The 23,586-nt window shown below is 70.0% G+C and carries 19 protein-coding genes; 12 read left to right on the top strand and 7 right to left on the bottom strand.

Annotated elements, in window-relative coordinates:
* Window positions 1-24: 24 nt before the first annotated feature.
* From BN1701_RS24810 to BN1701_RS24765, 10 genes are all read left to right on the top strand, one after another.
* Entirely contained in the window at window positions 25-1,089 is a 1,065-nt protein-coding gene (locus BN1701_RS24810) for a Gfo/Idh/MocA family protein (protein WP_054052706.1), read from the top strand.
* On the top strand, window positions 1,086-2,072 hold the full coding sequence (locus BN1701_RS24805) for an SDR family NAD(P)-dependent oxidoreductase (RefSeq protein WP_054052704.1): 987 nt from the start codon (window positions 1,086-1,088) through the stop codon (window positions 2,070-2,072). Before BN1701_RS24810 ends, BN1701_RS24805 begins: the two co-directional genes overlap by 4 nt.
* Window positions 2,072-3,199, top strand: a complete 1,128-nt coding sequence (locus BN1701_RS24800) for a DegT/DnrJ/EryC1/StrS aminotransferase family protein (protein ID WP_231949695.1) — start codon at window positions 2,072-2,074, stop codon at window positions 3,197-3,199. The genes BN1701_RS24805 and BN1701_RS24800 overlap by 1 nt, the downstream gene beginning before the upstream one ends.
* Window positions 3,196-5,259: a glycosyltransferase gene (locus BN1701_RS24795; RefSeq protein ID WP_054052702.1), complete on the top strand. Its 2,064-nt coding sequence runs from the start codon at window positions 3,196-3,198 to the stop codon at window positions 5,257-5,259. The genes BN1701_RS24800 and BN1701_RS24795 overlap by 4 nt, the downstream gene beginning before the upstream one ends.
* 2 nt (window positions 5,260-5,261) lie before the next feature.
* Window positions 5,262-7,109 carry an asparagine synthase (glutamine-hydrolyzing) gene (gene asnB, locus BN1701_RS24790; RefSeq protein ID WP_054052700.1) on the top strand — a complete coding sequence of 616 codons (1,848 nt, stop codon included), beginning with the start codon at window positions 5,262-5,264 and terminating at the stop codon, window positions 7,107-7,109.
* Window positions 7,106-7,750, top strand: coding sequence for an acetyltransferase (locus BN1701_RS24785; protein ID WP_054052697.1), 645 nt, complete (start codon window positions 7,106-7,108; stop codon window positions 7,748-7,750). Before asnB ends, BN1701_RS24785 begins: the two co-directional genes overlap by 4 nt.
* A 22-nt stretch (window positions 7,751-7,772) precedes the next feature.
* On the top strand, window positions 7,773-8,897 hold the full coding sequence (locus tag BN1701_RS24780; RefSeq protein WP_054052694.1) for a DegT/DnrJ/EryC1/StrS aminotransferase family protein: 1,125 nt from the start codon (window positions 7,773-7,775) through the stop codon (window positions 8,895-8,897).
* Complete coding sequence (locus tag BN1701_RS24775; RefSeq protein ID WP_054052692.1) at window positions 8,894-9,475, top strand: acyltransferase; 582 nt, start codon at window positions 8,894-8,896, stop codon at window positions 9,473-9,475. Before BN1701_RS24780 ends, BN1701_RS24775 begins: the two co-directional genes overlap by 4 nt.
* A gap of 202 nt (window positions 9,476-9,677) precedes the next feature.
* On the top strand, window positions 9,678-13,712 hold the full coding sequence (locus BN1701_RS24770) for a DUF4082 domain-containing protein (RefSeq protein WP_172803310.1): 4,035 nt from the start codon (window positions 9,678-9,680) through the stop codon (window positions 13,710-13,712).
* Window positions 13,713-13,734: 22 nt separating this feature from the next.
* Entirely contained in the window at window positions 13,735-14,778 is a 1,044-nt protein-coding gene (locus BN1701_RS24765; RefSeq protein WP_054052688.1) for a glycosyltransferase, read from the top strand.
* A 67-nt stretch (window positions 14,779-14,845) separates the two neighbouring features.
* Here the strand turns inward: BN1701_RS24765 and BN1701_RS24760 are convergent, their stop codons facing one another.
* From BN1701_RS24760 to BN1701_RS24750, 3 genes are read right to left on the bottom strand one after another with little or no spacing between them, the layout of a single operon-like run.
* Window positions 14,846-15,610: a hypothetical protein gene (locus BN1701_RS24760; protein ID WP_054052686.1), complete on the bottom strand. Its 765-nt coding sequence runs from the start codon at window positions 15,608-15,610 to the stop codon at window positions 14,846-14,848.
* A gap of 9 nt (window positions 15,611-15,619) precedes the next feature.
* Window positions 15,620-16,114 carry a SigE family RNA polymerase sigma factor gene (locus BN1701_RS24755; protein ID WP_054052684.1) on the bottom strand — a complete coding sequence of 165 codons (495 nt, stop codon included), beginning with the start codon at window positions 16,112-16,114 and terminating at the stop codon, window positions 15,620-15,622.
* Window positions 16,115-16,134: 20 nt separating this feature from the next.
* Window positions 16,135-17,232, bottom strand: coding sequence for a VanZ family protein (locus tag BN1701_RS24750; RefSeq protein ID WP_054052682.1), 1,098 nt, complete (start codon window positions 17,230-17,232; stop codon window positions 16,135-16,137).
* A 112-nt stretch (window positions 17,233-17,344) separates the two neighbouring features.
* Here BN1701_RS24750 and BN1701_RS24745 point away from each other — a divergent pair, with 112 nt between their 5' ends.
* Together BN1701_RS24745 and BN1701_RS34645 are read left to right on the top strand one after the other, a co-directional pair.
* On the top strand, window positions 17,345-18,190 hold the full coding sequence (locus tag BN1701_RS24745) for a helix-turn-helix transcriptional regulator (protein WP_054052680.1): 846 nt from the start codon (window positions 17,345-17,347) through the stop codon (window positions 18,188-18,190).
* 6 nt (window positions 18,191-18,196) lie between these two features.
* Window positions 18,197-18,373: a DUF397 domain-containing protein gene (locus tag BN1701_RS34645; RefSeq protein ID WP_082860035.1), complete on the top strand. Its 177-nt coding sequence runs from the start codon at window positions 18,197-18,199 to the stop codon at window positions 18,371-18,373.
* A gap of 19 nt (window positions 18,374-18,392) precedes the next feature.
* Here BN1701_RS34645 and BN1701_RS24740 read toward each other — a convergent pair whose 3' ends face one another.
* Genes BN1701_RS24740 through BN1701_RS24725 form a run of 4 tightly spaced genes read right to left on the bottom strand, consistent with a single transcriptional unit; the run spans window position 18,393 to window position 23,467 of the window.
* A complete protein-coding gene (locus BN1701_RS24740) occupies window positions 18,393-19,211 on the bottom strand; it encodes a glycosyltransferase family A protein (protein ID WP_082860034.1) in 819 nt (272 codons plus the stop codon).
* Window positions 19,208-20,659 carry an oligosaccharide flippase family protein gene (locus tag BN1701_RS24735; RefSeq protein ID WP_054052678.1) on the bottom strand — a complete coding sequence of 484 codons (1,452 nt, stop codon included), beginning with the start codon at window positions 20,657-20,659 and terminating at the stop codon, window positions 19,208-19,210. Before BN1701_RS24735 ends, BN1701_RS24740 begins: the two co-directional genes overlap by 4 nt.
* Entirely contained in the window at window positions 20,656-22,206 is a 1,551-nt protein-coding gene (locus BN1701_RS24730) for an O-antigen ligase (RefSeq protein ID WP_231949694.1), read from the bottom strand. Before BN1701_RS24730 ends, BN1701_RS24735 begins: the two co-directional genes overlap by 4 nt.
* 4 nt (window positions 22,207-22,210) lie before the next feature.
* Window positions 22,211-23,467: a hypothetical protein gene (locus BN1701_RS24725; protein ID WP_054052677.1), complete on the bottom strand. Its 1,257-nt coding sequence runs from the start codon at window positions 23,465-23,467 to the stop codon at window positions 22,211-22,213.
* Between the last annotated feature and the right edge of the window lie 119 nt (window positions 23,468-23,586).

Genomic DNA, 23,586 nt, shown 5'->3' with positions numbered 1-23,586 from the left:
ACACACCAAAAGGGGATCTACAGCGTGGGAACCATCGGGCTAGCCGTCATCGGGGCCGGATACTGGGGGCCGAATCTCGTCCGCAACGCGCAGGCCACACCTGGTCTGCGCCTGGAATACCTGTGCGACCTCGACGCCGACCGGGCCCGCCGGGTCCTCGGTGAGTACTCGACGGTCAAGGTGTCCGACTCGCTTGACGAGGTGCTGGCCGACCCGGCTGTCGACGCCGTCGCGATCGCCACCCCCGCCAAGACCCACCTGCCGGTGGCCATGGCGGCGCTGGAGGCGGGCAAGCACGTCCTCGTCGAGAAGCCGCTCGCCGCGACCTACGCCGAGGGCAAGCAGCTCGTCGACGCCGCCGACGAGCGCGGTCTGACGCTGATGCTCGACCACACCTACTGCTACACCCCGGCCGTGGCGCACCTGCGCGAGCTCGTGCAGGGCGGCGGCATCGGCTCGGTGCAGTACCTGGACTCGGTGCGGATCAACCTCGGTCTGGTCCAGCCCGACGTCGACGTGCTGTGGGACCTCGCCCCGCACGACCTGTCGATCTTCCTGTCGATCCTGCCGGAGGGCGTGCAGCCGCTCTCGGTTGCCGCGCACGGGTCCGACCCGATCGGCGCGGGCCGCGCGTGCGTCGCGCACCTGACGATCCTGCTCACCGGCGGCGCGATGGCGCACGTGCACGTGAACTGGCTGTCCCCGACCAAGATCCGCACGATGATCATCGGCGGCTCCGCGCGGACGGTCGTGTGGGACGACCTGAACCCGACCCAGCGGCTCTCGATCTACGACCGCGGCGTCGACCGCACCGACGCCGCTGAATTGGGCGACGACAAGCGGGCCCAGACCATCGTGTCCTACCGGGTCGGCGATATGGTCGCCCCGGCGCTGCCGGAGAAGGAAGCGCTGCGCGCGGTGATGGCCGAGTTCCACGCCGCGATCACCGAGAAGCGTCCTCCGCTCACCGACGGCCGGTCCGGCCTGCAGGTCCTGTCCATCCTTGAGGCGGCCTCGGCCAGCCTCAGCCAGGGCGGCGCCTTCATGCCTGTCCTCGGCGCGGACTTCACCGAAGGGGTCAACGCATGACCACCGCACAGCCGATCGAGGGTCAGAAGGCGTTGGTGACCGGCGGGGCCGGGACCATCGGCTCGGCCGTGGTCGACCAGCTCGTCGCCGCGGGCGCCGCCGAGATCGTCGTGCTCGACAACTTCGTGCGAGGCCGCAAGGAGAACCTGGCCCAGGCCGCTGCGGCGGCGGGCAACCGGCTGCGCGTGGTCGACGGCGACATCAACGACCGCTCGCTGGTCGGCGAGCTGACCGCGGGCATGGACCTGGTGTTCCACCTGGCCGCCATCCGGATCACCCAGTGCGCCGAGGAGCCCCGGTTGGCGCTGGAGTGCCTGGTCGACGGCACGTTCACGGTGATCGAGGCGGCGGCCGACGCGGGCGTCAAGAAGGTCGTCGCGTCGTCGTCGGCGTCGGTCTACGGCCTGGCCGAGACCTTCCCGACCGACGAGCGCCACCACCCGTACAACAACGACACGTTCTACGGCGCGGCGAAGGCGTTCAACGAGGGCATGCTGCGCAGCTTCAAGTCGATGCGCGACCTCGACTACGTGGCCTTGCGCTACTTCAACGTCTACGGCCCGCGGATGGACGTGCACGGCCTCTACACCGAGGTCCTGATCCGCTGGATGGAGCGCATCGTCGACGGCAAGGCCCCGCTGATCTTCGGCGACGGCGCGCAGACGATGGACTTCGTCCACGTGCACGACATCGCCCGCGCCAACATCCTGGCCGCGCGCGCCGACGTGACCGACACGGTCTACAACATCGCCAGCGCGCACGAGACCAGCCTGCTTGGCCTGGCCGAGGCGCTGCTCGCGGCGATGGACTCCGAGCTCGGCGTCGAGCACGGCCCCGAGCGCAAGGTCAACGGCGTGACCCGGCGGCTGGCCGACATCAGCGCCGCCGACCGCGACCTGGGCTGGCGCCCGGAGATCACGATGGATGACGGCCTTCGCGGGCTCGTCGACTGGTGGCTCGCCGAGAAGAAGGTTTCCGTCTGATGGCGATCCCGGTCATGAAGCCGCTGCTCGGCGAGGAGGAAGCCCTCGCCGTGGCGGAGACCGTGCGCTCCGGCTGGGTGGCGCAGGGTCCTCGGGTGGCCGCTTTCGAGCAGGCCTTCGCCGAGCGGGTCGGCGCGGCGCACGGCGTCGCCGTGTCGAGCTGCACCACCGGCCTGCACCTGTGCCTGCACCTGCTCGGCGTCGCGCCGGGCGACGAGGTGGTGGTGCCGTCGCTGTCGTTCATCGCGACCGCCAACGCGGTGCGCTACTGCGGCGCCACCCCGGTCTTCGCCGACATCGACCCGCTGACCGGCAACCTGACCGGCGCGACCGTGGCCGCGGCGATCACCCCGCGCACCAAGGCCGTCATGCTGGTGCACCAGGGAGGTGTCCCCGCGAACGTCCGGGAGATCCGGGCCGCCGCGGGCGAGATCCCAGTGGTCGAGGACGCCGCGTGTGCCGCCGGTTCGACGCTCGACGGTGCCCCGGTGGGCACGGGCGCGCTGCTCGCGGCCTGGTCGTTCCACCCGCGCAAGCTGCTCACCACCGGTGAGGGCGGCATGGTCACCACCGACGACCCCGAGTGGGCCGTCCGCCTGCGCAGGCTGCGTGAGCACGGCATGTCGATGTCGGCCGCCGACCGTCACGCCGCGGGCGGTGCCGTCGTTGAGTCCTATGTGGAGACCGCGTTCAACTACCGGATGACCGACATCCAGGCCGCTATGGGCCTGGTTCAGCTCGGCAGGCTCGACGGCATCGTCGAGCAGCGCCGCGCGATGGCCGCCCGGTACCACGAGCTGCTGGCCCCGCTGGGTCTGCGCGCGGTCGCCGATCCCGAGCACGGCACCACGAACTACCAGTCGTTCTGGGTCGAGCTGCCCGAGGGCGCCCCGGAGCTGGTGGACGTGCTGTCGAAGCTGGCCGCCGCGGGTGTCTCCGCGCGGCGGGGGATCATGGCCGCGCACCTGGAGCCCGCCTACACCGGGCACCCGCACGGCCCGCTGCCCGGCACGGAACTGCTGGCCCGGCGGTCGCTGATCCTGCCGCTGCACCACGAGCTGACCGACGCCGACCAGCAGTTGGTCGTCTCCGCGCTGGCCGACGCGATCGAGTTGGTGAAGTCGTGAACACCCGCCCGATCGCGGTCGTGATCGTCACCTACAACTCCGCCGAGGTGATCGCGGACTGTCTGCGAGCGCTCCCGGCCGCCCTGACGGGCGTCGGCGAGTCGCGGGTGATCGTGGTCGACAACGCCTCCGTCGACGGCACCACCGAGGTCGTCACCGCGACCGATCCCGACGTCAAGGTCGTGCACCGCACCGACAACGACGGGTTCGCCGCGGGCGTCAACGAGGGCATCGCGCAGGCCGAGGGCTGTGACGTGCTGGTCCTCAACGCCGACATCCGTCTCGCCCCGGGATCGGTGGCCACGTTGCGCGCCGCCGTGGGTCCGGGCGTCGGTGTGGTCGCGCCGCGACTGACCGATGTGGACGGTCGGTTGCAGCACTCGCTGCGCCGGACCCCCAGTGTGCTCCGCGCGCTCGGCGAGGCCGTGCTGGGCGGTGACCGCGCGGGCAGGCTCAAGCTGGGCGAGACGATCACCAGCCCCCGGGCCTACGAGCGCGCCGGGACCGTGGACTGGGCGACCGGCGCGGCCTGGCTGGTCACCCGCGAATGTCTGGACGTGACCGGTTCGCTGGAGGAGCGCTACCTGCTCTACTCCGAGGAAACCGACTTCATGCTGCGCGCGGGCGCGGCGGGCTTCGCGGTCCGCTACGAACCCACCGCGCAGGCTGTGCACCTCGGCGGCGAGGGGACGACGTCGCCGCGGCTGTGGTCGCTGCTGGCCACCAACAAGGTCCGGCTGCACCGCGAACGCCAGGGCCGGGCCGCCGCCGTGCTGATGTGGCTGGCCGTCGTGCTCAACAGCCTGCCCCGCGCGGCGCGCGGATCGGCGACGCACAAGGCCGCGCTGCGCGGTCTGCTGACCTTGCGCCGCTGGCCGGAGCCGCTGGGCGAGCCGGGTGACCGCCCGCCCTATGTCTGCTTCTCGGCGCAGGACTGGTGGTACCACAACCAGGCCCACTCCGACTTCCAGCTGATGACCCGGGTCGCCGAGCACCGCAAGGTCCTGCTGGTCAACAGCATCGGCCTGCGGATGCCGACGCCGGGCAAGAGCACCCAGTTCGCCCGCCGGATCCTGCGCAAGCTGGGCAGCGTGGCCAAGCTGGTCCGCCGCCCGCTGCCCGACGTGCCCGGCTACCACGTGATGACCCCGCTGCCGCTGCCGTTCTACAGCAAGCCGTGGCAGCGCAGGCTCAACGCGACGCTGGTCCGCGCACAGGTGCGCGCGGTCTGTGTCTTTCTTGGAATGCGCGCGCCGGTCGTGGTCGCCACGATCCCCACCGCGTGGGACGTCGTGGAGCCGATGCCGCGCCGGGGCCTGCTGTTCAACCGGTCCGACCGGCACTCCGCGTTCCCCGAGGCCGACGGTGTCGCCATCGCGGCGCTGGAGGACAAGCTGCTCGCGGGCGCCGACCACGTGCTCTACGTCAGCCGCGAACTCCAGCAGGAGGACGCGGTCGCCACCGGCGAGCGCGGCTACTTCCTCGACCACGGTGTCGACCTGCAGCACTTCCAGCGCCGGGCCGAGCTGCCTGCCGACCTGGCCGCGATCCCCGGTCCCAGGATCGGCTTCTTCGGCAGCCTTGACGACTACCTGGTCGACTTCGACCTGCTCGAACGCATCGCCCAGGAGTTCCCGGACTGCTCGCTGGTGCTCATCGGCGACGCGACCATCTCGATGGAGCGGTTCGAGAAGTACCCGAACGTGCACTGGCTCGACTTCCGCCCCTACGCCGAGATCCCCGCCTACGGCACCGGGTTCGACGTGGCGCTGATGCCGTGGCTGGACAACGACTGGATCAAGCACGCCAACCCGATCAAGCTCAAGGAGTACCTCGCGCTCGGCCTGGCCGTGGTCAGCACCGACTTCCCCGAGGTGCACCACTACGCCGACCGGATCAGAATCGCCGACAAGGGCCACGACGGCTTCATCGACGCGGTCCGGCGGACCCTGGCCGACGGCGGCGAGTCCACCGCGGCGGCCCGGCGCGAGTCGGTGCTGCCCGCGTCGTGGGACTCGCGGGCGCGGCAGCTGATGAACCTGGCCGAGAGGCAGCGTTAACGATGTGCGGAATCGCGGGGATGCGGCACCTCGACGGGTCCCCAGTCGACCCCGGTGTGCTCGCCGAGATGGCCAAGCGCCTGCACCACCGGGGCCCGGACGACTCGGGCACCTGGGCCGATGGCGGTGTCGGCTTCGCCCACACCCGGCTGTCGATCATCGACCTGGGCGCGTCGGTCCAGCCGATGCCGGGTCACGGCGGGCGCACGCACATCGCGTTCAACGGCGAGATCCTCAACTACCGCCAGCTCCGGTCCACAGTGGACTACCCGTTCCGGACCGGCGGCGACACCGAGACCATCCTCGCGCTCTACGCCAAGAGCGGGATCGACAGCGTGCGGGAGCTGCGCGGCCAGTTCGCCTACGCGCTGCACGACGCCGACTCCGGTGAGCTGCACCTGGTGCGCGACCGGATGGGCATCCTGCCGCTCTACTACTACGCCGACGACAAGATCTTCGCGTTCGCCTCGGAGATCAAGGCGCTGTTCCCGGCGATCGGGGCGCGCGGGGTCGACGAGGCCAGCCTGCACGACTACCTCGCCCACGGCTCGGTACCCGCGCCGCACACCCTGGTCGACGGCGTGCGCAAGCTTCCGCAGGGCCACCGGCTGACCCTGGGCCGCGACGGCCAGATCCGGCTGCGCGCCTACTGGGAGATCCCGACGCGGGCCGAGCCCCTCGACGTCACCCCGGACGAGGCCGTGCGGCTGGTGGCCGAGGCGCTCGACGCGTCGATCCAGGACGCGCTGGTCGCCGACGTGCCGGTCGGGGCGTACCTGTCCGGCGGCATCGACTCCAGCCTGATCTGCGCGCTGACGGCCAAGGCCAAGCAGGGCGAGGGGCTGCACACGTTCTCGGCGGGCTTCGGCGACCCCCGGGTCGACGAGCTGGACTGGGCGCGCAAGGTCGCGGGCATCGTCGGCAGCGAGCACCACGAGGTGATCGTCACCGCCGAGGACTTCAAGGACTCGTGGTCGAAGCTGAGCTGGCACCGGGACGCGCCGCTGTCGCAGCCCGCCGACGTCGCGGTGTTCCGGCTGGCCGAGCTGGCCAGGCAGCAGGTCAAGGTCGTGCTGTCCGGCGAGGGCAGCGACGAGCTGTTCGGCGGCTACCCCAAGCACCGGCACGCCGCGTTCACCCGCTGGGCCGGGATCGTGCCCTCCGCCGTGCGCGGGGCGGTGCTGCCCCGGCTCGACCGGGCGCTGCCCGCGTCCAAGGCCAAACTCGGCATCGCCGTCCGCGCGCTGGCCGAACCCAGTGCGGGGGAACGGATGCGCGGCTGGTTCGCCCCGTTCACCGAACGCGAGCGCGCCGCACTGCTCGGCGGCCCGGCCGCCCGCTCGGCGCTGGGCCCCTACCAGCGCGGCCGCGGCGACGCGCTGCGCCGGATGCTCTACGCCGACTCGCACGCCTGGCTGGCCGACAACCTGCTGGAGCGCGGCGACCGGATGTCGATGGCGGCCTCGCTGGAGCTGCGGCCGCCGTTCCTCGACCACCGGCTGGTGGAGCTGGCGTTCCGGCTGCCCAGCTTGGTCAAGGTGCGCAAGGGGACCACGAAGTGGGTGGTCAAGGAGGTCGCGCGCCGCTACCTGCCCGACGACGTGGTGGACCGCACCAAGTCCGGTTTCAAGGTCCCGCTCGACGCGTGGTTCCGCGACGGGCTCAAGGACATGGCCAACGACCTGCTCACCGGCCCGTCGTCGTTCGTGGCGGGCGTGCTCGACCCGGCCGGGGTGCGCAAGCTGCTCAGCGAGCACGACGCGGGCACCCGAAACGAACAGCCGCGACTCTGGACGCTGCTGTCGCTTGAGGTCTGGCACCGCGAGCTGATCCGCGGAGCGGGCGCGTGAACCGCCCGCTGCTGCTGGTCGGCGCCGGGGGCCTGGCGCGGGAGGTGCTCGCCGCCGCGCGGGCGCTGCCCGAATTGTGGAAGCCCATCGGCATGGTCGACGACGCGCCGGAGCGCCACGGGTCCGAAGTGGACGGACTGCTGGTGCTCGGCCCGACCGCGCTGGTGCATGACCACCCCGACGCCGCCGTGCTGGTGTGTGTCGCGCGGTCGACGCGCCCGGCCGGACGGCGCACACTGGTCGGCAAGCTCGGCCTGCCCGCCGACCGCTACGCAACCTTGATCCACCCCGCCGCGTCCATAGCGCCGGGAGTCACCTTCGGCGAGGGCACCGTGCTGCTCGCCGGGGCCGTCGTCACCGCGCCGCAGCACGTGGGCGCGCACGTAATCGTGATGCCGATGGTCCTGTTCACCCACGACGACGCGGTCGGCGACTTCAGCACCTTCGCTGGCCGGGCCACGCTGTCCGGCAACGTAACCATCGGCGAGGCCGCCTACCTCGGGGCCGGGTCGATGGTCCGCGAGGGCGTCCGCGTCGGCGCCGAAGCCGTCATCGGCATGGGCGCCGCCGTGCTGTCCGACGTACCGGACGGCGAGACGTGGGTAGGCGTCCCAGCGAAGCGACTAGACCGCTCCAGCTAACTAACAGACCACAGGAGTTCGTATGACCGGCCACATTCCCCTTGTCGACCTGGCCGCCCAGCACGCCGCTGTCGCGGACGAGGTGGCCGCGGGCTGGTCGGAAGTCTTAGCGCGCACCGCTTTCGTCGGTGGGCCGCAGGTCGCCGCGTTCGAGGCCGAGTACGCCGCGTTCGCCGGGGTGGCCCACTGCGTCGGCATGGGCAACGGCACCGACGCGCTGGAACTGGCGCTGCGGGCGCTGGAGATCGGCCCCGGCGACGAGTGCGTCCTGCCCGCCAACACCTTCATCGCCACCGCCGAGGCCGTGGCCCGGACCGGCGCGACGCCCGTGCTGGTGGACTGCGACCCCGACACCGCGCTGATCGACGTCACCGCCGCCGCGGCCGCGGTGACCACCCGCACCCGCGTGGTGCTCCCGGTCGACCTCTACGGCCAGACCGCGCAGATCGACCAGCTGCGGGCGCTGCTGCCGCCCAACGTCGCCATCGTCGAGGACGCCGCGCAGTCGCAGGGCGCCGAGCGCCACGGCGTGCGGGCGGGCTCGCTCGGCGACATCGCCGCGACCAGCTTCTACCCCGGCAAGAACCTCGGTGCCTACGGCGACGCGGGCGCGGTCACCACCGACCGGGCCGACCTCGCCGAGCGGGTCCGCCTGCTCGGCGCACACGGCTCGCCGCGCAAGTACGAGCACCCGGTGCTGGGCTTCAACAGCAGGCTCGACACGCTGCAAGCCGTGGTGCTGTCGGCGAAGCTGCGCAGGCTCGACGGCTGGAACGCCGACCGCCGCGCCGCCGCCGAGCGCTACGACAAGCTCCTCGCGGGCCTCGACGGCGTGCTCACCCCGGTCGTCGCCGACGGCAACACACCGGTGTGGCACCTCTACGTCATCCGCGTCGCCGAGCGCGACGCGGTGCTGGCCAAGCTCCAGGCCGCGGGCATCGGCGCGGGCATCCACTACCCGACCCCGGTCCACCTGACCGGCGCGTTCGCGGGCCTGGGCCAGGGTGTGGGCGCCTTCCCGGCCAGCGAGCTCATCGCGGGCGAGATCCTGTCCCTGCCGCTGTTCCCGGAGATCACCTCCGCGCAGCAGGAGCGGGTCGTCTCGGTGCTGGCCGACTCGCTCGTCGGAGAGCCGGTGCGGTCATGACGACCACCGAGGCCGAGGTCTTCGTCCATCACAAGGGACTCTGCGAGAGCGACGAGGTCGGCGCGGGCACCCGCGTCTGGGCCTTCGCGCACGTGCTCCCGGGCGCCAAGGTCGGGCGCGACTGCAACATCTGCGACGGCGCTTTCGTCGAGACGGGCGCTGCGCTGGGTGACCGGGTGACGGTCAAGAACGGCACCCTGGTCTTCAGTGGAGTGACCTGTGAGGACGAAGTCTTCCTCGGTCCTAACGTGTTGTTCACCAACGATTTCCGGCCGCGGGCGGCAATTCGCAAAGGGCCCGACGAATTGGTTGAGACCGTCGTGCGGCATGGCGCGACCCTCGGCGCGGGCACCGTGGTCGTCTGCGGTGTCGAAATAGGACGGTACGCATTCGCCGCGGCTGGGTCGGTGGTCACCCGCGATGTGCCACCGCACGCCTTCGTCGCGGGCAATCCCGCACGTCAGAAGGGGTGGGTGTGCGAATGTGGCGCCCGCCTGGACGAAGTACTGCACTGTGCGGAGTGCCTACGCGACTACACCGTGTCACCGGACGGAAACGGTCTCGCGGAGATCGCTTAGCGCGACCCCACGATCACCAATCGGTCAAGATCTACAGGACCTAATCCCCTTCCCCCAACAGGGGTAACGGGGTGGGATGAAGGCGCGATATCCAGATCAATCGGACACGCGCGTCTCCGCGCGGGTCTGTGATGCCTGGATTGCCCCCGATCGTTCTTACTACTTACGGTTACGCACCGTGGAGGCTCGGATGGACCGTGCGATGCACGACGCACGCGGTCATGGGCGGACGTTGCGCGGTATGCGCGCCGTACTCGCCGGACTTCTCGTCGCGGTAGGACTCCCTGTGCTCGTCGCATCACCGGCCTTGGCGGGGCCGTGTGACGCGCCGACCAACCCGGTCGTGTGTGAGAACTCGAAGCCGGGAACCCCACGCGACGACTGGTTCATTGAGAGCCACTATGGCGATATCGAGGGATTCGCGACCCAGACGAGCGTCCAGCCTGGACAGCGCCTCGACTTCAAGATCAAGACGCCGAGCACCAACTACTCGGTCGATATCGTCCGGCTCGGTTGGTACCAGGGCATGGGCGGCCGCAAGCAGCAGACACTCACCCCGTCGGTGCCGCTGCCGCAGAACCAGCCGCAGTGCGCCTACCAGTCCACCACCGGCCTGGTCGACTGCGGAAACTGGGGCGTCTCGGCGAGCTGGTTCGTGCCCAGCACCGCCACGCCCGGCTTCTACGTCGCCAACTTCGTCCGCAACGACGGCGCGGGCGCCAGCCAGTACCCGTTCGTCGTGCGCAACGACTCGTCGACGTCGGACATCGTCGTGCAGACCTCCGACCAGACCTGGCAGGCATACAACAAGTACGGCGACCGCCCCGGCATCAACGAGTTCAACACCTACGAGGGCGGCTTCAGCGGATCGCCCGACGGCCGCGCGTTCAAGGTCAGCTACAACCGCCCGTACCGCAACGCGGGCACGTCGAATTTCCTCAACGCCGAGTACCCGCTCGTCCGGTTCCTGGAGCGCAACGGCTACGACGTCAGCTACCTGTCCGGTGTGGACGTCACCCGCAACCCCGCGCTGCTGAAGAACCACAAGGTCTACATCTCCTCCGGCCACGACGAGTACGTCAATGCCGCCCAGCGCCTCGGCGTCGAACAGGCCAAGGCCGCGGGCGTGAACCTGATGTTCCTCACCGGCAACTCGTGGTTCTGGAAGACCAGGTTCGAGAACTCGATCGACGGCTCGAACACCGCGCTGCGCACCATGGTCTGCTACAAGGAGACCAAGGCCCCCGGTGGCGCCAAGATCGACCCGAGTCCGCAGTGGACCGGCACCTGGCGCGACCCGCGCCAGTCCCCGCCGTCCGACGCGGGCCGCCCCGAGAACGAGCTTCTCGGCACCCTGTTCTACGTCAACGGCTACCGCGCCGACTCGCTGCAGGTCCCGGCCTCCTTCGGCCGCAACCGCTTCTGGCGCAACACCTCCGTGGCCACCGCTACTGGCACCACGACGTTCCCGGCGGGCACGCTGGGCTACGAGTGGGACAGCGACCCGGACCACCTGCGGCCCGCGGGCTCGATCCCGATGTCCGACACCACCGTCACCGTCGATGACGGACAGCTGCTTCTCGACTACGGGCACCTGTACGGCGGCGGCCCGGCCAACCACAAGCTCACGCTCTACCGCGACCAGGTCAGCAACGCGCTGGTGTTCAGCGCGGCCACGGTGCAGTGGTCCTGGGGTCTGGACTCCGACCACACCTTCCCGGCGGGTGCCCCGCCGACCGCGCCGGTCGCCCCGGCGATGCAGCAGGCCACGATCAACATGCTCGCCGACATGGGCGCGCAGCCGCGCACGCTGATGGCGGGCATGGTGCAGGCCACCAAGAGCACTGACACCACCGGTCCCACCGTCACCGTCAGCGGTCCCGCCAACGGCTCGACCGTGCCCGCGGGCACCCCGCGCACCATCTCCGGCACCGCGGTCGACGTCGGCGGCGGCAAGGTCGCCTCGGTCGAGGTCTCGGTCGACGGCGGCGCCACCTACAAGCGCGCCACCGGCCTGGACACCTGGTCCTACGCCTGGACCCCGAGCGTGCTCGGGCAGGTGTCGATCAAGGTTCGCGCCTCCGACGACGGCGCCACGATCGGCAACACGGTGACGGTCAACGTCACCGTTGGCGCCCAGCAATGCCCCTGCACGATCTTCGGCACGCAGACGCCTACCACCGTCGACAGCGGCGATACCGCCGCTATCGAGGTCGGCACGAAGTTCAACACCTCGGTCAACGCGACCGTCACCGGCGTGAAGTTCTACAAGGCCGCGACGAACACCGGCACCCACACTGGGTCGCTGTGGTCGTCGGCGGGCCAGCGCCTGGCCACCGGGACGTTCACCGGTGAGTCGGCCAGCGGCTGGCAGACGCTGAACTTCGCCACACCCGTGCAGATCCGCTCCGGCCAGCCCTACGTCGTCTCATATACCGCGCCAACCGGGCGCTACTCGGTCGACGCGGGCTACTTCAACGGCAAGGGTGCGGGCATCGTCCCGCTGACCGCGCCCGCGACCGGCAACGTGGCAGGCGGCAACGGCGTGTTCCGGTACGGCTCCGGCTTCCCGGACAGCTCGTTCAACGGCGGCAACTACTGGGTCGACGTGATCGTCACGACCGACACCGCCGACAACACCCCGCCGGTGGTCAACTCGACCAACCCGGCGAGCAACGCCACCGGCGTGTACCTCGACGCGGGCATCACCGCGACGTTCAACGAGCCGGTCGACCCGGGCAGCGTCCAGTTCACCGTGCAGGCGGCCGGGAACCCGGTCCCCGGCACCGTGAGCGTGGACGAGAACGTGGTCACCTTCAGCCCGACCGACCTGATGCCCGCGAGCACGCAGCACTCGGTGACGCTCAACGCCACCGACGGCTACGGCAACCCGCTGGCCGCGCCAAGGACCTGGAACTTCACCACCGGGACCGCACTGGCGCCGTGTCCGTGCAACCTGTTCAAGACCAAGGTTCCCGCCACGGTCGACGCCGGTGACGCCAGCGACGTGGAACTGGGCGTGAAGTTCACCGTGGCGACCAACGCGACGGTGACCGGCGTGCGCTTCTACAAGTCCTTCGCCAACACCGGCACGCACACCGGCTCGGTGTGGACCAGTTCCGGCCAGCGCCTCGCGACCGGCACGTTCACCAACGAGACCGCGACCGGCTGGCAGACACTGACCTTCGCCAGCCCCGTGCAGATCCAGGCGGGCCAGACCTACGTCGCCTCCTACCGCACGCCGACCGGCCACTACTCGGTCGACTCGGGCTTCTTCGCCGGCCAGGGCGCGGGCCGCGGTGTGCTGACCGCGCCGACGTCCCCGGCCTCGGGTGGCAACGGCGTGTACGTCTACGGCGGCGGCTTCCCGTCGAGCACGTTCAACGCCAACAACTACTGGGTCGACGTCACCATCGACACCCAGGGCGCCGACACCACCGCGCCCACGGTGACTTCGACGAACCCGGCGAACAACGCCACCAGCGTGTCCACGGGCACGGGCGTGACGGCGAACTTCTCCGAGCCGGTCAACCCGGCGTCGCTGACGTTCTCGCTGACGCAGAACGGCGTCGGCACCGTCTCCGGCACCACGCAGCTCGCGCCGGACAACCGCAGCGTCACCTTCGCGTCGACCTCGGCGCTGGCGGGTGGCGCCACCTTCACCGCATCGGTGCGGGCCAGTGACGGCATGGGCAACCTGATGCCCGCGGCGTACACGTGGACCTTCACCACCGGTGCTGCTGGCGCCTGCCCGTGCACCCTGTTCCGCCCGACCGACGCGCCAGGCAACTTCGCCACCGACTCGCCGGTGGAGCTGGGCACCCGGATCCAGGTGGCGCAGAACGGGTGGATCACCGGAGTCCGGTTCTACAAGTCCGCGGGCGACCCCGGCTCGCACACCGGCACCCTGTGGTCCAACGCGGGCGCGCAACTGGCGACCGGCACGTACACCAACGAGAGCAGCAGCGGCTGGCAGACCCTGACCTTCGCCTCCCCGGTGGCGGTCACGGCCGGGTCCACCTACGTGGCCTCGTTCTGGGGTTCGGCGGGCCGCTACGGCTACACCACGCAGTACTTCAACGCCGACCGCGTCAACGGGCCGCTGACCGGCCCCGCGAGCACGGGCCCCGGGCCCAACGGCGTGTACCAGTACGGCGGCGGCGGTGTGTTCCCGAACGGCTCGGGTAACGGATCGAACTACTGGGTCGACGCAACCTTCGTAACGACCCAGCCGTAACCGAGTTCCAGGGGGCAAAGCAGTGGCCAGCGTCGACGTGGTCATCCCGTGCTACAAGTACGGGTCCGTCCTGCCGACCGCGGTGCGGAGCGTGCTCGACCAGCCCGACGTCGACGTCCGGGTGCTCGTCATCGACGACGCCTCCGGCGACGACAGTGCCGACGTGGCCAGGAAACTGGCCGCGGCGGACAGTCGGGTGCAGGTGGTCGAGCACGCCCGCAACAAGGGCCACATCGCCACCTACAACGAGGGTCTGCTGGAGTGGGCGAGCGCGGACTACTGCGCTCTCCTCTCGGCCGACGACGCCCTGACCCCGGGTGCGCTCAGCCGCGCGACGCGGCTGATGGACGCGCACCCGGAGGTCGGGTTCGTCTACGGCAGGCCCCTGCACTGGGACGGCAGCGAGCCGCTGCCCCAGGCCAGGACCGCGGACAAGGGCTGGACTGTCTACAACGGACACTCCTGGCTCCGCCGCCGGTTCGCCCTCGGCGAGGGGTGCATCACCTCGCCGGAGGTGGTCGTGCGCACCGAGGTCCAGCAGAAGTACGGCGGCTACGACCCCGAACTGCGCCACACCGGCGACATCGAGATGTGGATGCGCTTCGCCCTGCACACCGACGTCGGCTACCTGCGCGGCGTCGACCAGGCCTACTACCGGGTCCACGGCAACAACATGTCGGCGGCCTACTACGCCTCCCAGGTCGCCGACCTGCGCCAGCGCCTGGCCGCCTACGTCTCGATCGTCGACCGGATGGACGGCCAGCTCAAGGACAAGGCCGACCTGGACCGCCAGGTCCGCCGAGTCCTGGCCAAGGACGCTCTGCGGCGGGCCGGTCGGGCGTATGACAAGGGCATCACCGAGGAATCCCCGGTCGAAGAGCTGGTCGACTTCGCCGTGGAGACCTTCCCGGAGGCGGCGTCACTGCCCGAGTGGCACACGCTCAAGCTGCGGGAACGCCTGGGCACCAAGGCGGCGAGGACGCTGTCACCACTCGTCCTCACCGCCCCCGCGCGACGTATCCGGCAGCACGCTCGGGTGTTCCGGTGGGAACAGACCGGGGTGTAGCGCGAACCCTGGCCGAGCGTGGTACTCACCGCAGGGCGACGTCGCGCGCCTACGAGATCGTCTGAGATCAGGAAAGGGCGAACCGCGACGATACGGTGAGTTCGGCGAGTGCCTGCTTGGTGAAGGGGAACTCGCTGTTGCCTTCCATCGAGATCTGGACGACGGTTCCGTCTGGGTGCCGGTACGACGCGCCGAGCATTGGGGCCACGTGCGCGGGTTTGCGGCCATAGGTCACGATCCACACCTGCTTACCGTCCACCATCAGCGGCTCGCACCGCATCGGCGAGCCTTCTCGGGCGCATGGCGTCTCGGGTTGGCTGTTCCCCGGGGTGAAGACCGTGGCCATCACGGTGGGCTTCACCTCACTCTTGATGGTCACGGCGTACTCCCAGGCCTCACGGTCGCCGTCGTACTGGTCGAACTGGGCTTGGTGCCACCCGTCTTCTTCGGAGTAGTTCTTGGGCAGGGCGTCGGTCAGCAAGTCGAGCAGTTCGACCGCCCGGTCGTAGCGCGGGCCCGCCGTCGCGGTCCGGTCCGGCTGCCCGTTGGGCCACGAGGTCTTGGTCGGTGGCGCGGTGGTGGCCGACGTGGTCTTGCCGGGCGCCCCGATGGCGATCGTGTCGGTGTCGGTGCCGCCCAGGCCGGGGAGCAGCATGGCTCCGGCGGCGATCGCCGCGACGGCCCCGGCGGCGCCGAGGCCCGCGAGGCCTGCCTTTCGTTTGCGGTCGGCGCGGCGGGCCGCGTCGAGGACTTCGGTGCCGTTCATCGACGGTGGGCGGGTGGCGGCGGACATCTCGGCGCGCAGCGCGGAGCGCAGGTCCTGCTCGTTCATGGGTCCCTCTCAGAAGGAAGCGGTCGGGGCGGGGAGGAGGCCGCGCAGTGCGGTGAGGCCGCGGGAGGTCTGGCTCTTGACCGTGCCCGTCGAGCACTTCATCGCCTGCGCGGTCTCCTCCAGGGAGAGGTCTTCCCAGTACCGCAGGACCAGTGCGGTGCGCTGCCGTGCGGGCACTCTGGCCAGTGCCCGCACGAGGACCATTCGGTCTTCCGGCCCGGCCTGCTCGACCGCCCGGTCCGCCGGTTCGTCGGTCACCTGTTCCCGTCGGAAGAACCCGCGCCGGGTCTCGTCGAGGAACGTGTGCACGAGGATCCGCCGGGTGTAGGCGTCGAGCCTGCCTGACTCACCGATCCGGTTCCACACGCGAAACAGCTTGATGAACGTGGTCTGCACAAGATCTTCGGCGCGATGCCAGTCGCCGCACAGCAAGTACGCCGTGCCGCGCATCGCGTCGGATTTCGCCGCGAAGTACTCGGCGAAATCCTGGTCGCGGACGTTCATCAAACCCCCTGGGTGCGTAGCTACGTGTTAATCACGCTCGCCGGCTCCCGAAAGGTTGCATCCCGGCTGTCGACGACCCGCAGGCCCGCCACCACGCCGGACAGCCCGCGGTGGTCCTTGGGCCGCCAGGCCATCACGCCGCTGACGGCCAGCAGGAGGAATCCGAGCAGCGACACCCCGAAGAACTCCAGCACGAAGAAGCCACCCGATCCCGCGGCGAACCGCGCCAGCATTCGGCCCAGCCCCGGCTTGCCGCCGTCGGGGCCGACTGGGCGCAGCAGCACGACGCGCTGGCCGAACGTGCCGCCGTTGCCCAACATCGGCACCAGCACCAACAGCAGGGCGACTGGGGCGGCGATGGTGAGCAGCCGGTGCTGGTCCGGGACGGTCTCGATGAGCAGATCGACCGCGACGATGTTGTAGACGACCTGGAAGGTCGCCCCCAGCAGCGCCACCGACACCAGGTCGACGGCCATTCCCAGCAATCTGCGGGCTGTCGTCACCGGCCGCGGTTCGTCGGCCGCCGCGCGGACCTTCTGACCCGGCATCAGCCGCAGCGCGGGCGCCAGCGCCAGGCCGAGCGCGGCGCCGAGGGTGTTGGTGATCAGGTCGTCGACGTCGAACAGCCGGTACGGGCACGCGAACAGGCCCCACACCGCCGTGCGCTGGGTGACCTCGATGAACAGCGACACCGCCGCGCCGAGGGCGATCACGGTCAGCGGGCGCAGCCGCAGCAGGTGCCTGCCGAACATCCCCAGCGGCACGAACAGGGCCACGTTGAACACGGCCTGCTGCAACGCCGGGTTGTGCAGCAGCGCCCGGACACCCGTGCCGACCTGGTCCCTGCGGATGTCCGCGAAGAACTGCAACGGCCGCGTCTGCATCGTGCGCACCGCGTTCTCAGCGCAGAACTGCGGGGTCGTGTCGGGGACGGGCAGCAGCGTGTACGTCCACAGTGCCATCGCGTAGACCAGGAACCCGAACGCCAGCAGCGCGTGCCCCAGGCCGAGTTCGCCCCGCCTGCGATAGCTCCACGCGATGTAGGGCACGACCAGCAGCACGGACAGCAGCCCACCGACGAGGAACGCGATGAGAGCGGACACCTCGGGATCAGTCACGTGCGCGAATGTAAGCGACGCGGCCGATTCCCGCGCGGCGTGTTTCGGGCGGCGAAATGGATCAGCCGATCGTGCGCGTTGCGGATTGTGGGATGGGTGGTCTCATGGATGGGTGATCAGCAACCGGTTGCCCGCTCGGATGCGGGCCTTGGGAATGGAACTGGCGGCCGCTCGTGAGCGGACCGGGAAGACGACAAAGGAGGCCGCGTTCGGGATCGGCCTTTCCGCACCGACCTTGAATCGCTCGGAGAACGCCAAACGGCTCTCCCCGATCACCGATATAGCCGGACTATTGGCGCTTTATGAGGTGACCGGGGAGGACCGGAAGCGAATCCTCGAACTGGCGGACAGACTGGACGCGCCAGAGTGGCTTGAGGCCGGTGATCGGCTCCCGCGCCTGCTCAAGCCCCTCGTCACGTTCGAGGCACGTGCGGCAACCATGTTTGATGCTGCCTTCGACTACATCCCTGGACTCCTGCAGATCGAGCAGTACACGCGGGCCGTCCATACCGCTGAGGGAGTCGCCGGGGACGATCAAGATGCGTGCATCGATGCCAGGTTGGCGCGGCAGAGGGTCCTCGGGGCTCGCCTTGCTCCTCGGTATACGGCGGTCATCGAGGAAGCCGCTCTGCGCCGGACTTACGGGGGCTCGGAGGCCATGATTCGACAAGTCAATTGGCTTATCGAACGAGCGAAGCAGTCGAACATTGATATCCACGTGATCCCGTTCCGACGTTGGGGGTATCCGATTCCGGGCGCGTTCATGATGATGGGATTCCGAGAGGACGTCCCGCCCATTGTCTACTTTGAGCACTTGGCGGTGGCGGGCTTCCTGGACGCTCCCGATCACACCCAGTTGTTCCATGACGCCGCTGCTAAGCTCATGAAGTTCGCGCTGGACTCAGCCGATACGGTGAAGTTTCTGACCATGTTGGCGGCAGACTACGAACGGGGCTGAAACGGGATGCACGGACAGTGGCGCAAGTCGAGCTTCAGCAGCTCTCAAGCGAACTGTGTTGAGGTCGCCTACACCGCCACAGTCCGTGTCCGGGATTCCAAGAACCCCGAAGGCGGCACCCTCCGCTTCCCGGACGCCGCCTGGTCGCCCCTGATCGACGCGGTGACCTGGGACGGGCCGTAACTCGTCCCAGGTCCGCGAATCAAGCGTCGCCGGAACTCCACTGCGTGTAGTAGCTCGCCTCGTTCACCAGGTACCGGACCGTCGGCTCCGGGACGTGCTCGACCACCCGCGTCCGCGACATCCGGTGGACGAACTCCCAGTCCTCTTTCGGCAGCGTCGCCTTGACCCGCGGGATCCGGCTGAACACCACGTCCGGCGCCCGGCGGATCACCAGGGAGTTCGAGTCGACGTACGGATCGCCGTCGATCAGGGTTTTGCGGTCAAACGGCTCGGAGAGCACGTCGAGCACGGTGCCGTCGGCCAGCCGCCGCTCGACGGCGGAGTAGACCAGGTCCGCGCCCCGGCCAAGGGTGGCCAAGGCCTTCTCCAAATGGTCCTCGCGCCAAGTGTTGTCGTCGTCGAGGAAGGCGATGTACTTCGACCGCGTGAGCCGGATCCCGACGTTGCGGACCAGCCCGAGGACAGCGGAGTTTCGCGACAGGCTCACCGCGACCAGCCGAGGGTCCGAGGGCAGCGACGGCAGCCCGCCGCCGTCGTCCACCACGATCACCAGCTGGTCGGTGACCGTCTGGGCCAGCGCCGACTCCACCGCGAGCGGCAGGAGTTCCGGGCGCTTGTACGTCGGCATCACGGTCGCGACCAGCGTCGCGGGCCGGTCTCCGACCACTGTGGACAGTCGAGCCACCTCGCCGTCCTCGAAGCGGCGCAGCTCCGGCACCCGCTTTCCCAGCCTCAGCCGGGTCTTGGCCTCATGCATCGGCCACAGGCCGAACGCGTCACGCAGGGAGCGGCGCACGACCGCCGACAGGCCGCCGCGGTCTTTCGTCGGGGTGGTCACGCGACCACCTCCGCACGGGCGCGACCAGGGAGCAGAGCACGCATCGGGTACACCACCGGGAAGTAGAGGGCGGCGGCCACGAGACCGCCGATGAGCAACTGGGCCAGGGAGCTGTCGAACATCTCACGCACCGCGAGCGCGGAGGCCACCACCAGCAGCCCGCCCGCGAACGGCCTGCGGCAGGCCAGCAGCGACGGCAGCAGCCGGATGCCGCGCCGCCGGATCACCCACGCGAACGCGGGCACCACGACGACCGCCGCGACGACGACCTGGGCGATCGCCGCGCCGCGGATGCCGTCGACCTGAGTGCCCACGATCAGCGCCGGGAGTATGGCGGCCAGCCACAGCCCTTGCAGGCCGACCAGGACCCGGTTGCCGTCGAGGGCGACGAGCAGGTCATAGCCGATGAACAGCAGGATCCGCAGCAGGCCGAGTGCGGCGAGCACTTGCAGCGCGATCGCAGCCGGGGTCCACTGCCCGCCGTAGACCACGTGCAGCATCGGTCCGGCGTAGCAGGCCAACAGCGCGCACACCGGGACCGAGGCCGCCATCAGCAGCCCGACCCCGCGCGCGAGCGCCTCCTCAAGCTGCCGCTTGTCGTGCACCAGCCGCGAGAATCCGGCCAGCGACACCCGCCGCGCGGCCTCGGAGAACACCTGCAAGGGCAGGCTCGACTGGTTGAACGCCATGACATAGAGGCCAAGCGCGACCGCGTCGGTCATCGAGCCGACGACGATCTTGTCCACATTGGTCACCGACAGCACGAGCAGGCTGGCCGCCGCGAGCGGGAGGCCGAACTTGACCAGGTCCCGCGCGATCCCGGCGTCCCATCCCGGCCGCACCTTCACCGGGCACAGCAGCAGGTAAGCGGTGACCGACACCAGGTTGCCCGCGATCTGCCCGATGGCGAAGCTCATCGGCCCGGACCCGGTGGCGGCCAGCGAGATCGTCACCGACGTGACGACGACGAACGCCGCCGCGTCGCACAGGAACCGGGTCCGCTGGAGGAACTCGCGGTTGAGGATCGTGGCCGGGACCACCGCCACCCCGTCGAAGATCACCGCGAGGCACAGCACCCGCATCACCCCGACCGCGTCGGGGCTGCCCATCAGCTCGCAGAACGCGGGCGCGGCGAACCACACCGCGCCGTAGAGCGCGACGCTGAACCCGACCGCGATGGTCATCGCCGTGGGCGCGAACTCCCGCACGTCGCGTTCCCACCGCACCAGCGCCAGGCTCACGCCGAGCTCGTTGAACGCCTGCAGCAGCGTCATCGCGACCAGGGCGACGGCGAAGACGCCGTAGTCGGCCGGGGTCAGGATGCGGGCCAGCACGATCCCCGCGATCAGCGTGCCAAGGCGCAGCACCACGGTGTTGAGCAGGCTCCACACCGCGCCGCGGCCGACCTTGCTGCCGATCGTCGGTTCTTCCGGCGCTTCGGCGGTCACGCGGTTACCTCTGTTCTGTGCGGTCGGTCCGGCTGGTCCGGGTCATCAGGTTCATCGGGTTCATCGGACTGGGCGGCCGAGTGTTGCGGTTCCGCGGATTTCTGGTCCTGCACGGTGCGCCACAGCGACCCGGCGGCGCCGACCAGCAGGAACGTGAAGCCGGTCGCCACGGCGAAGCCGAGTAGGTCGAAGGTCGCCGACGAGATCCCCGGCACCCCGATCCCCGCGGCGATGGCGATGGCGAGGTCGCGAATCTTCGGGTCCTTGCTGGCCAGCCGCACCCGCAGGCAGCAGTACCAGCCCGCGACGTAGAGGAAGATCAGCAGCAGCATCCCGATGACGCCGTTCTGCACGAGCGTGCCGAGATACTGGTTGTCGAGCCAGCCGTACTTCTCCGGCAGGTAGGTGCCCATGCCGCGGCCGAGGAGCAGGTGCTCGGAGATCTCCGAGCCCGCCCGGTCGATGGCCCGCCTGCGGCTCTCGGCGCTCGGGTCGACGCTGATGCTGGTGAACAGGCTGTAGAGCGTGCCGACCAGGCCGGGCACCATCACCCGCATCGCCACGAGGAACAGCACGATCGCGCCCAGCGCCCGGACCCGCCGCTTCTTGGGCATCGCGGGGATGACGAACATCGCCGCGATCGCCAGCCCCAGCACGGCCGACCGGGACAGCGACTGCATCGACGCCACGGCCAGGATCGCCAGGCAGAACCACCACCGCTTGGCGGGGCCGCCGTGGTCCAACGCCCGTAGCGCGTAGTGCAGGGCAAGCGGGACCGTCATCGCGCAGACGACGCCGAACTCGATCGGGTGGCCGGAGGTCCCCGCCGGACGGCGGAAGTTGGATCGCTCCAACACGAACGACATCTCGCCCTGCGCCTTGAGCCCGGGGAACGAGAGGTACTGGGTCAGGTCCAGCGCCAGCGAGAACTGCAGGATCCCGACGGCCGCCATGAACGTGGCGCCGCCGATCATCACCTTGAGCAGCCGGTCCAGCCGGTCGAGCCCGCGCACCCCGTCGCACACGGCGAGCCCCACGGAGAACACCGCCATCAACGTGATGAGGGTCCGGTCGGCGGCGGCGAGTTCGTCGGAGGGCAGATAGCCGTAGGTCGCGTATCCGTAGGTGGCCAACTGCGAACTGGCGAAGAGGAACAGCGCGGTCCGCGCGGCGTTTCGCCCTTTCGCCACCCCGAGCGTCGTGACGAGTTGGGCGCAGAACCAGATGATGCCCATGGCCAGCCCGATCGCCATCCCTGGCGTGATCGACATGGGCAGGCCCTTGAGCACGAGGCCCGCGGGGATGCAGGTCATGGCCAGGGCGTAGCAGCAGGCGAGGGTCGCCCCGTCGGCCCGCTGCTTGGTACCCGGCTTGCGCATGATCGGCAACCGCTGATCCCGCGCCTTCGGCGCCGGACGCTTGGCAGGCCCGCGTCGGCCGCCCGCCGCCTCGCCCGCGCGCTTGGCGCTGGTCGTTCGCCGTGTCGTCGGGCGTTCGCGTGGTTGGCCGTCGGCGCCCAAGGTGTCGGCGGGCCGGTCGGTGGCCATGGGATCAGCTTCGCTGGTCTGGCGGAGCCTGGGCGGGCTTCATCCGCAGCGTCGGCGGCTCGCGCCACTCGTCGGCGGGCCAGTTGCCCACCGGGCCGGTGCCAACGGGCTGCCCGTTCACCCTGGTCGGCTTGGCCACCCCGGTGGTCGGGGCAGGCTGGCCGTTCGCGGGACCAGGCTGGCCGTTCGCGGGCTGGGCGTTGGCGGGACCGGACTTGGCGTTGGCCGGGGCAGGCGGACCGACGGCCTGCTGTCCCGCTGGCGCGTTCTGCCCCGCGGGTGCCTTTTGCCCGGCTGGTGCCTTGTGCCCGGCGGGCGACTTCTGTCCCGCGGGCGACTTCTGCCCTGCCTGCCCGCCGGACGTCTGACCCACGGGCTTGTGCGCGGTGGGCTTGGCCTGCGGAGCCTTGACCGGGTGTCCGTTGGCCCCGCCAGGACGCACCGGCGCCACCCGCTGGGTGAGGTCCGCGGAAACCGTGCGTGGCCGAGGCTGTGTGGGGACCACCGGCTCGGCCTCATGGTCGGCCGCCGCGGCCACGGCGGGCCGCTTCGCCTTGGCGACCGGCTTGGCGACCGGCTCGTCGTCGGGCTCGTCCTCGAACTCGTCCTCGGCGTCCAAGTCCTCGTCCGGGTCCTCGGTGCGACGCTTGCGGCTCTGGAAGCTCTCGAAGCCGAACACCGCCGCCAGGCTCGCCACCAGACCCAGGATCAGCGCCACACCGGCCGCGCGCAGCTTGCCGCCGCGCAGGGGTTCGGGCTTGGTCGGCGGCACGACGTCGTCGACCCCGATGAAGGTGCTCTCCGGCGCCTGCAGGTCCTGCTGCCGCTTGCCCAGCTCCGCCTTCACCCGATCGAGGACCTGCATCACGAGGTCCCGCGCGCCCTGCTCGGACCTGCTCTCGGTCTTGACGCTGATGAACGGCCCGCCCTCGGCGCCGCCGGTCAGGACGAAGGTGTGGTCGGGCTTGTCGGCGCCCATCTCCTTGACGACCTCGGGCGTGTTGATGCTCTGGATCACGATCGACGCCGAGATGGCCAGGCTGCTCTCGAACGCCAACAGCGGGTTGGTCTTCCCGCTCTGGCCGGTGACCGTGGAGGTCGGGCCGCTGGAGGGCGAGGTCAGCACGATGACGCCCGTTGACTCGTAGTGCATCGGCATGGCCGCGTAGACCGCACCCGCTCCGCCGATCGACACGGCGAAGACGGGCAGGGCCACGTACCACCGCTTGAGCAGTACGAGCAGTGTCTTCCAGAAGTCCATCCGCGCCCCAACACCCCGCGTAGCGCCGAGCAACAGGTCCGGCTTCCCTATGCCTGGTAAATCGTGAGTACCGAGAAACCCGTTACTCCATGTGATGTTCCCACAGGTCCAAATTGAGC

The organism is Alloactinosynnema sp. L-07 (genome assembly GCF_900070365.1).
Classification (GTDB): Bacteria; Actinomycetota; Actinomycetes; order Mycobacteriales; family Pseudonocardiaceae; genus Actinokineospora.
The sequence above is the reverse complement of the archived record's forward strand: the minus strand, read 5'-3'. Positions and strand labels throughout refer to the sequence as shown.

Bases quoted from the DNA above. Each gene is read 5' to 3' on its own strand.
- BN1701_RS24760 (WP_054052686.1), bottom strand. From the start codon at position 15,610: ATGAACGAGCAGGACCTGCGCTCCGCGCTGCGCGCCGAGATGTCCGCC.
- BN1701_RS24755 (WP_054052684.1), bottom strand. From the start codon at position 16,114: ATGAACGTCCGCGACCAGGATTTCGCCGAGTACTTCGCGGCGAAATCC.
- BN1701_RS24805 (WP_054052704.1), top strand. From the start codon at position 1,086: ATGACCACCGCACAGCCGATCGAGGGTCAGAAGGCGTTGGTGACCGGC.
- asnB (WP_054052700.1), top strand. From the start codon at position 5,262: ATGTGCGGAATCGCGGGGATGCGGCACCTCGACGGGTCCCCAGTCGAC.
- BN1701_RS34645 (WP_082860035.1), top strand. From the start codon at position 18,197: ATGCACGGACAGTGGCGCAAGTCGAGCTTCAGCAGCTCTCAAGCGAAC.
- BN1701_RS24770 (WP_172803310.1), top strand. From the start codon at position 9,678: ATGCACGACGCACGCGGTCATGGGCGGACGTTGCGCGGTATGCGCGCC.
- BN1701_RS24725 (WP_054052677.1), bottom strand. From the start codon at position 23,467: ATGGACTTCTGGAAGACACTGCTCGTACTGCTCAAGCGGTGGTACGTG.
- BN1701_RS24800 (WP_231949695.1), top strand. From the start codon at position 2,072: ATGGCGATCCCGGTCATGAAGCCGCTGCTCGGCGAGGAGGAAGCCCTC.
- BN1701_RS24730 (WP_231949694.1), bottom strand. From the start codon at position 22,206: ATGGCCACCGACCGGCCCGCCGACACCTTGGGCGCCGACGGCCAACCA.
- BN1701_RS24775 (WP_054052692.1), top strand. From the start codon at position 8,894: ATGACGACCACCGAGGCCGAGGTCTTCGTCCATCACAAGGGACTCTGC.
- BN1701_RS24780 (WP_054052694.1), top strand. From the start codon at position 7,773: ATGACCGGCCACATTCCCCTTGTCGACCTGGCCGCCCAGCACGCCGCT.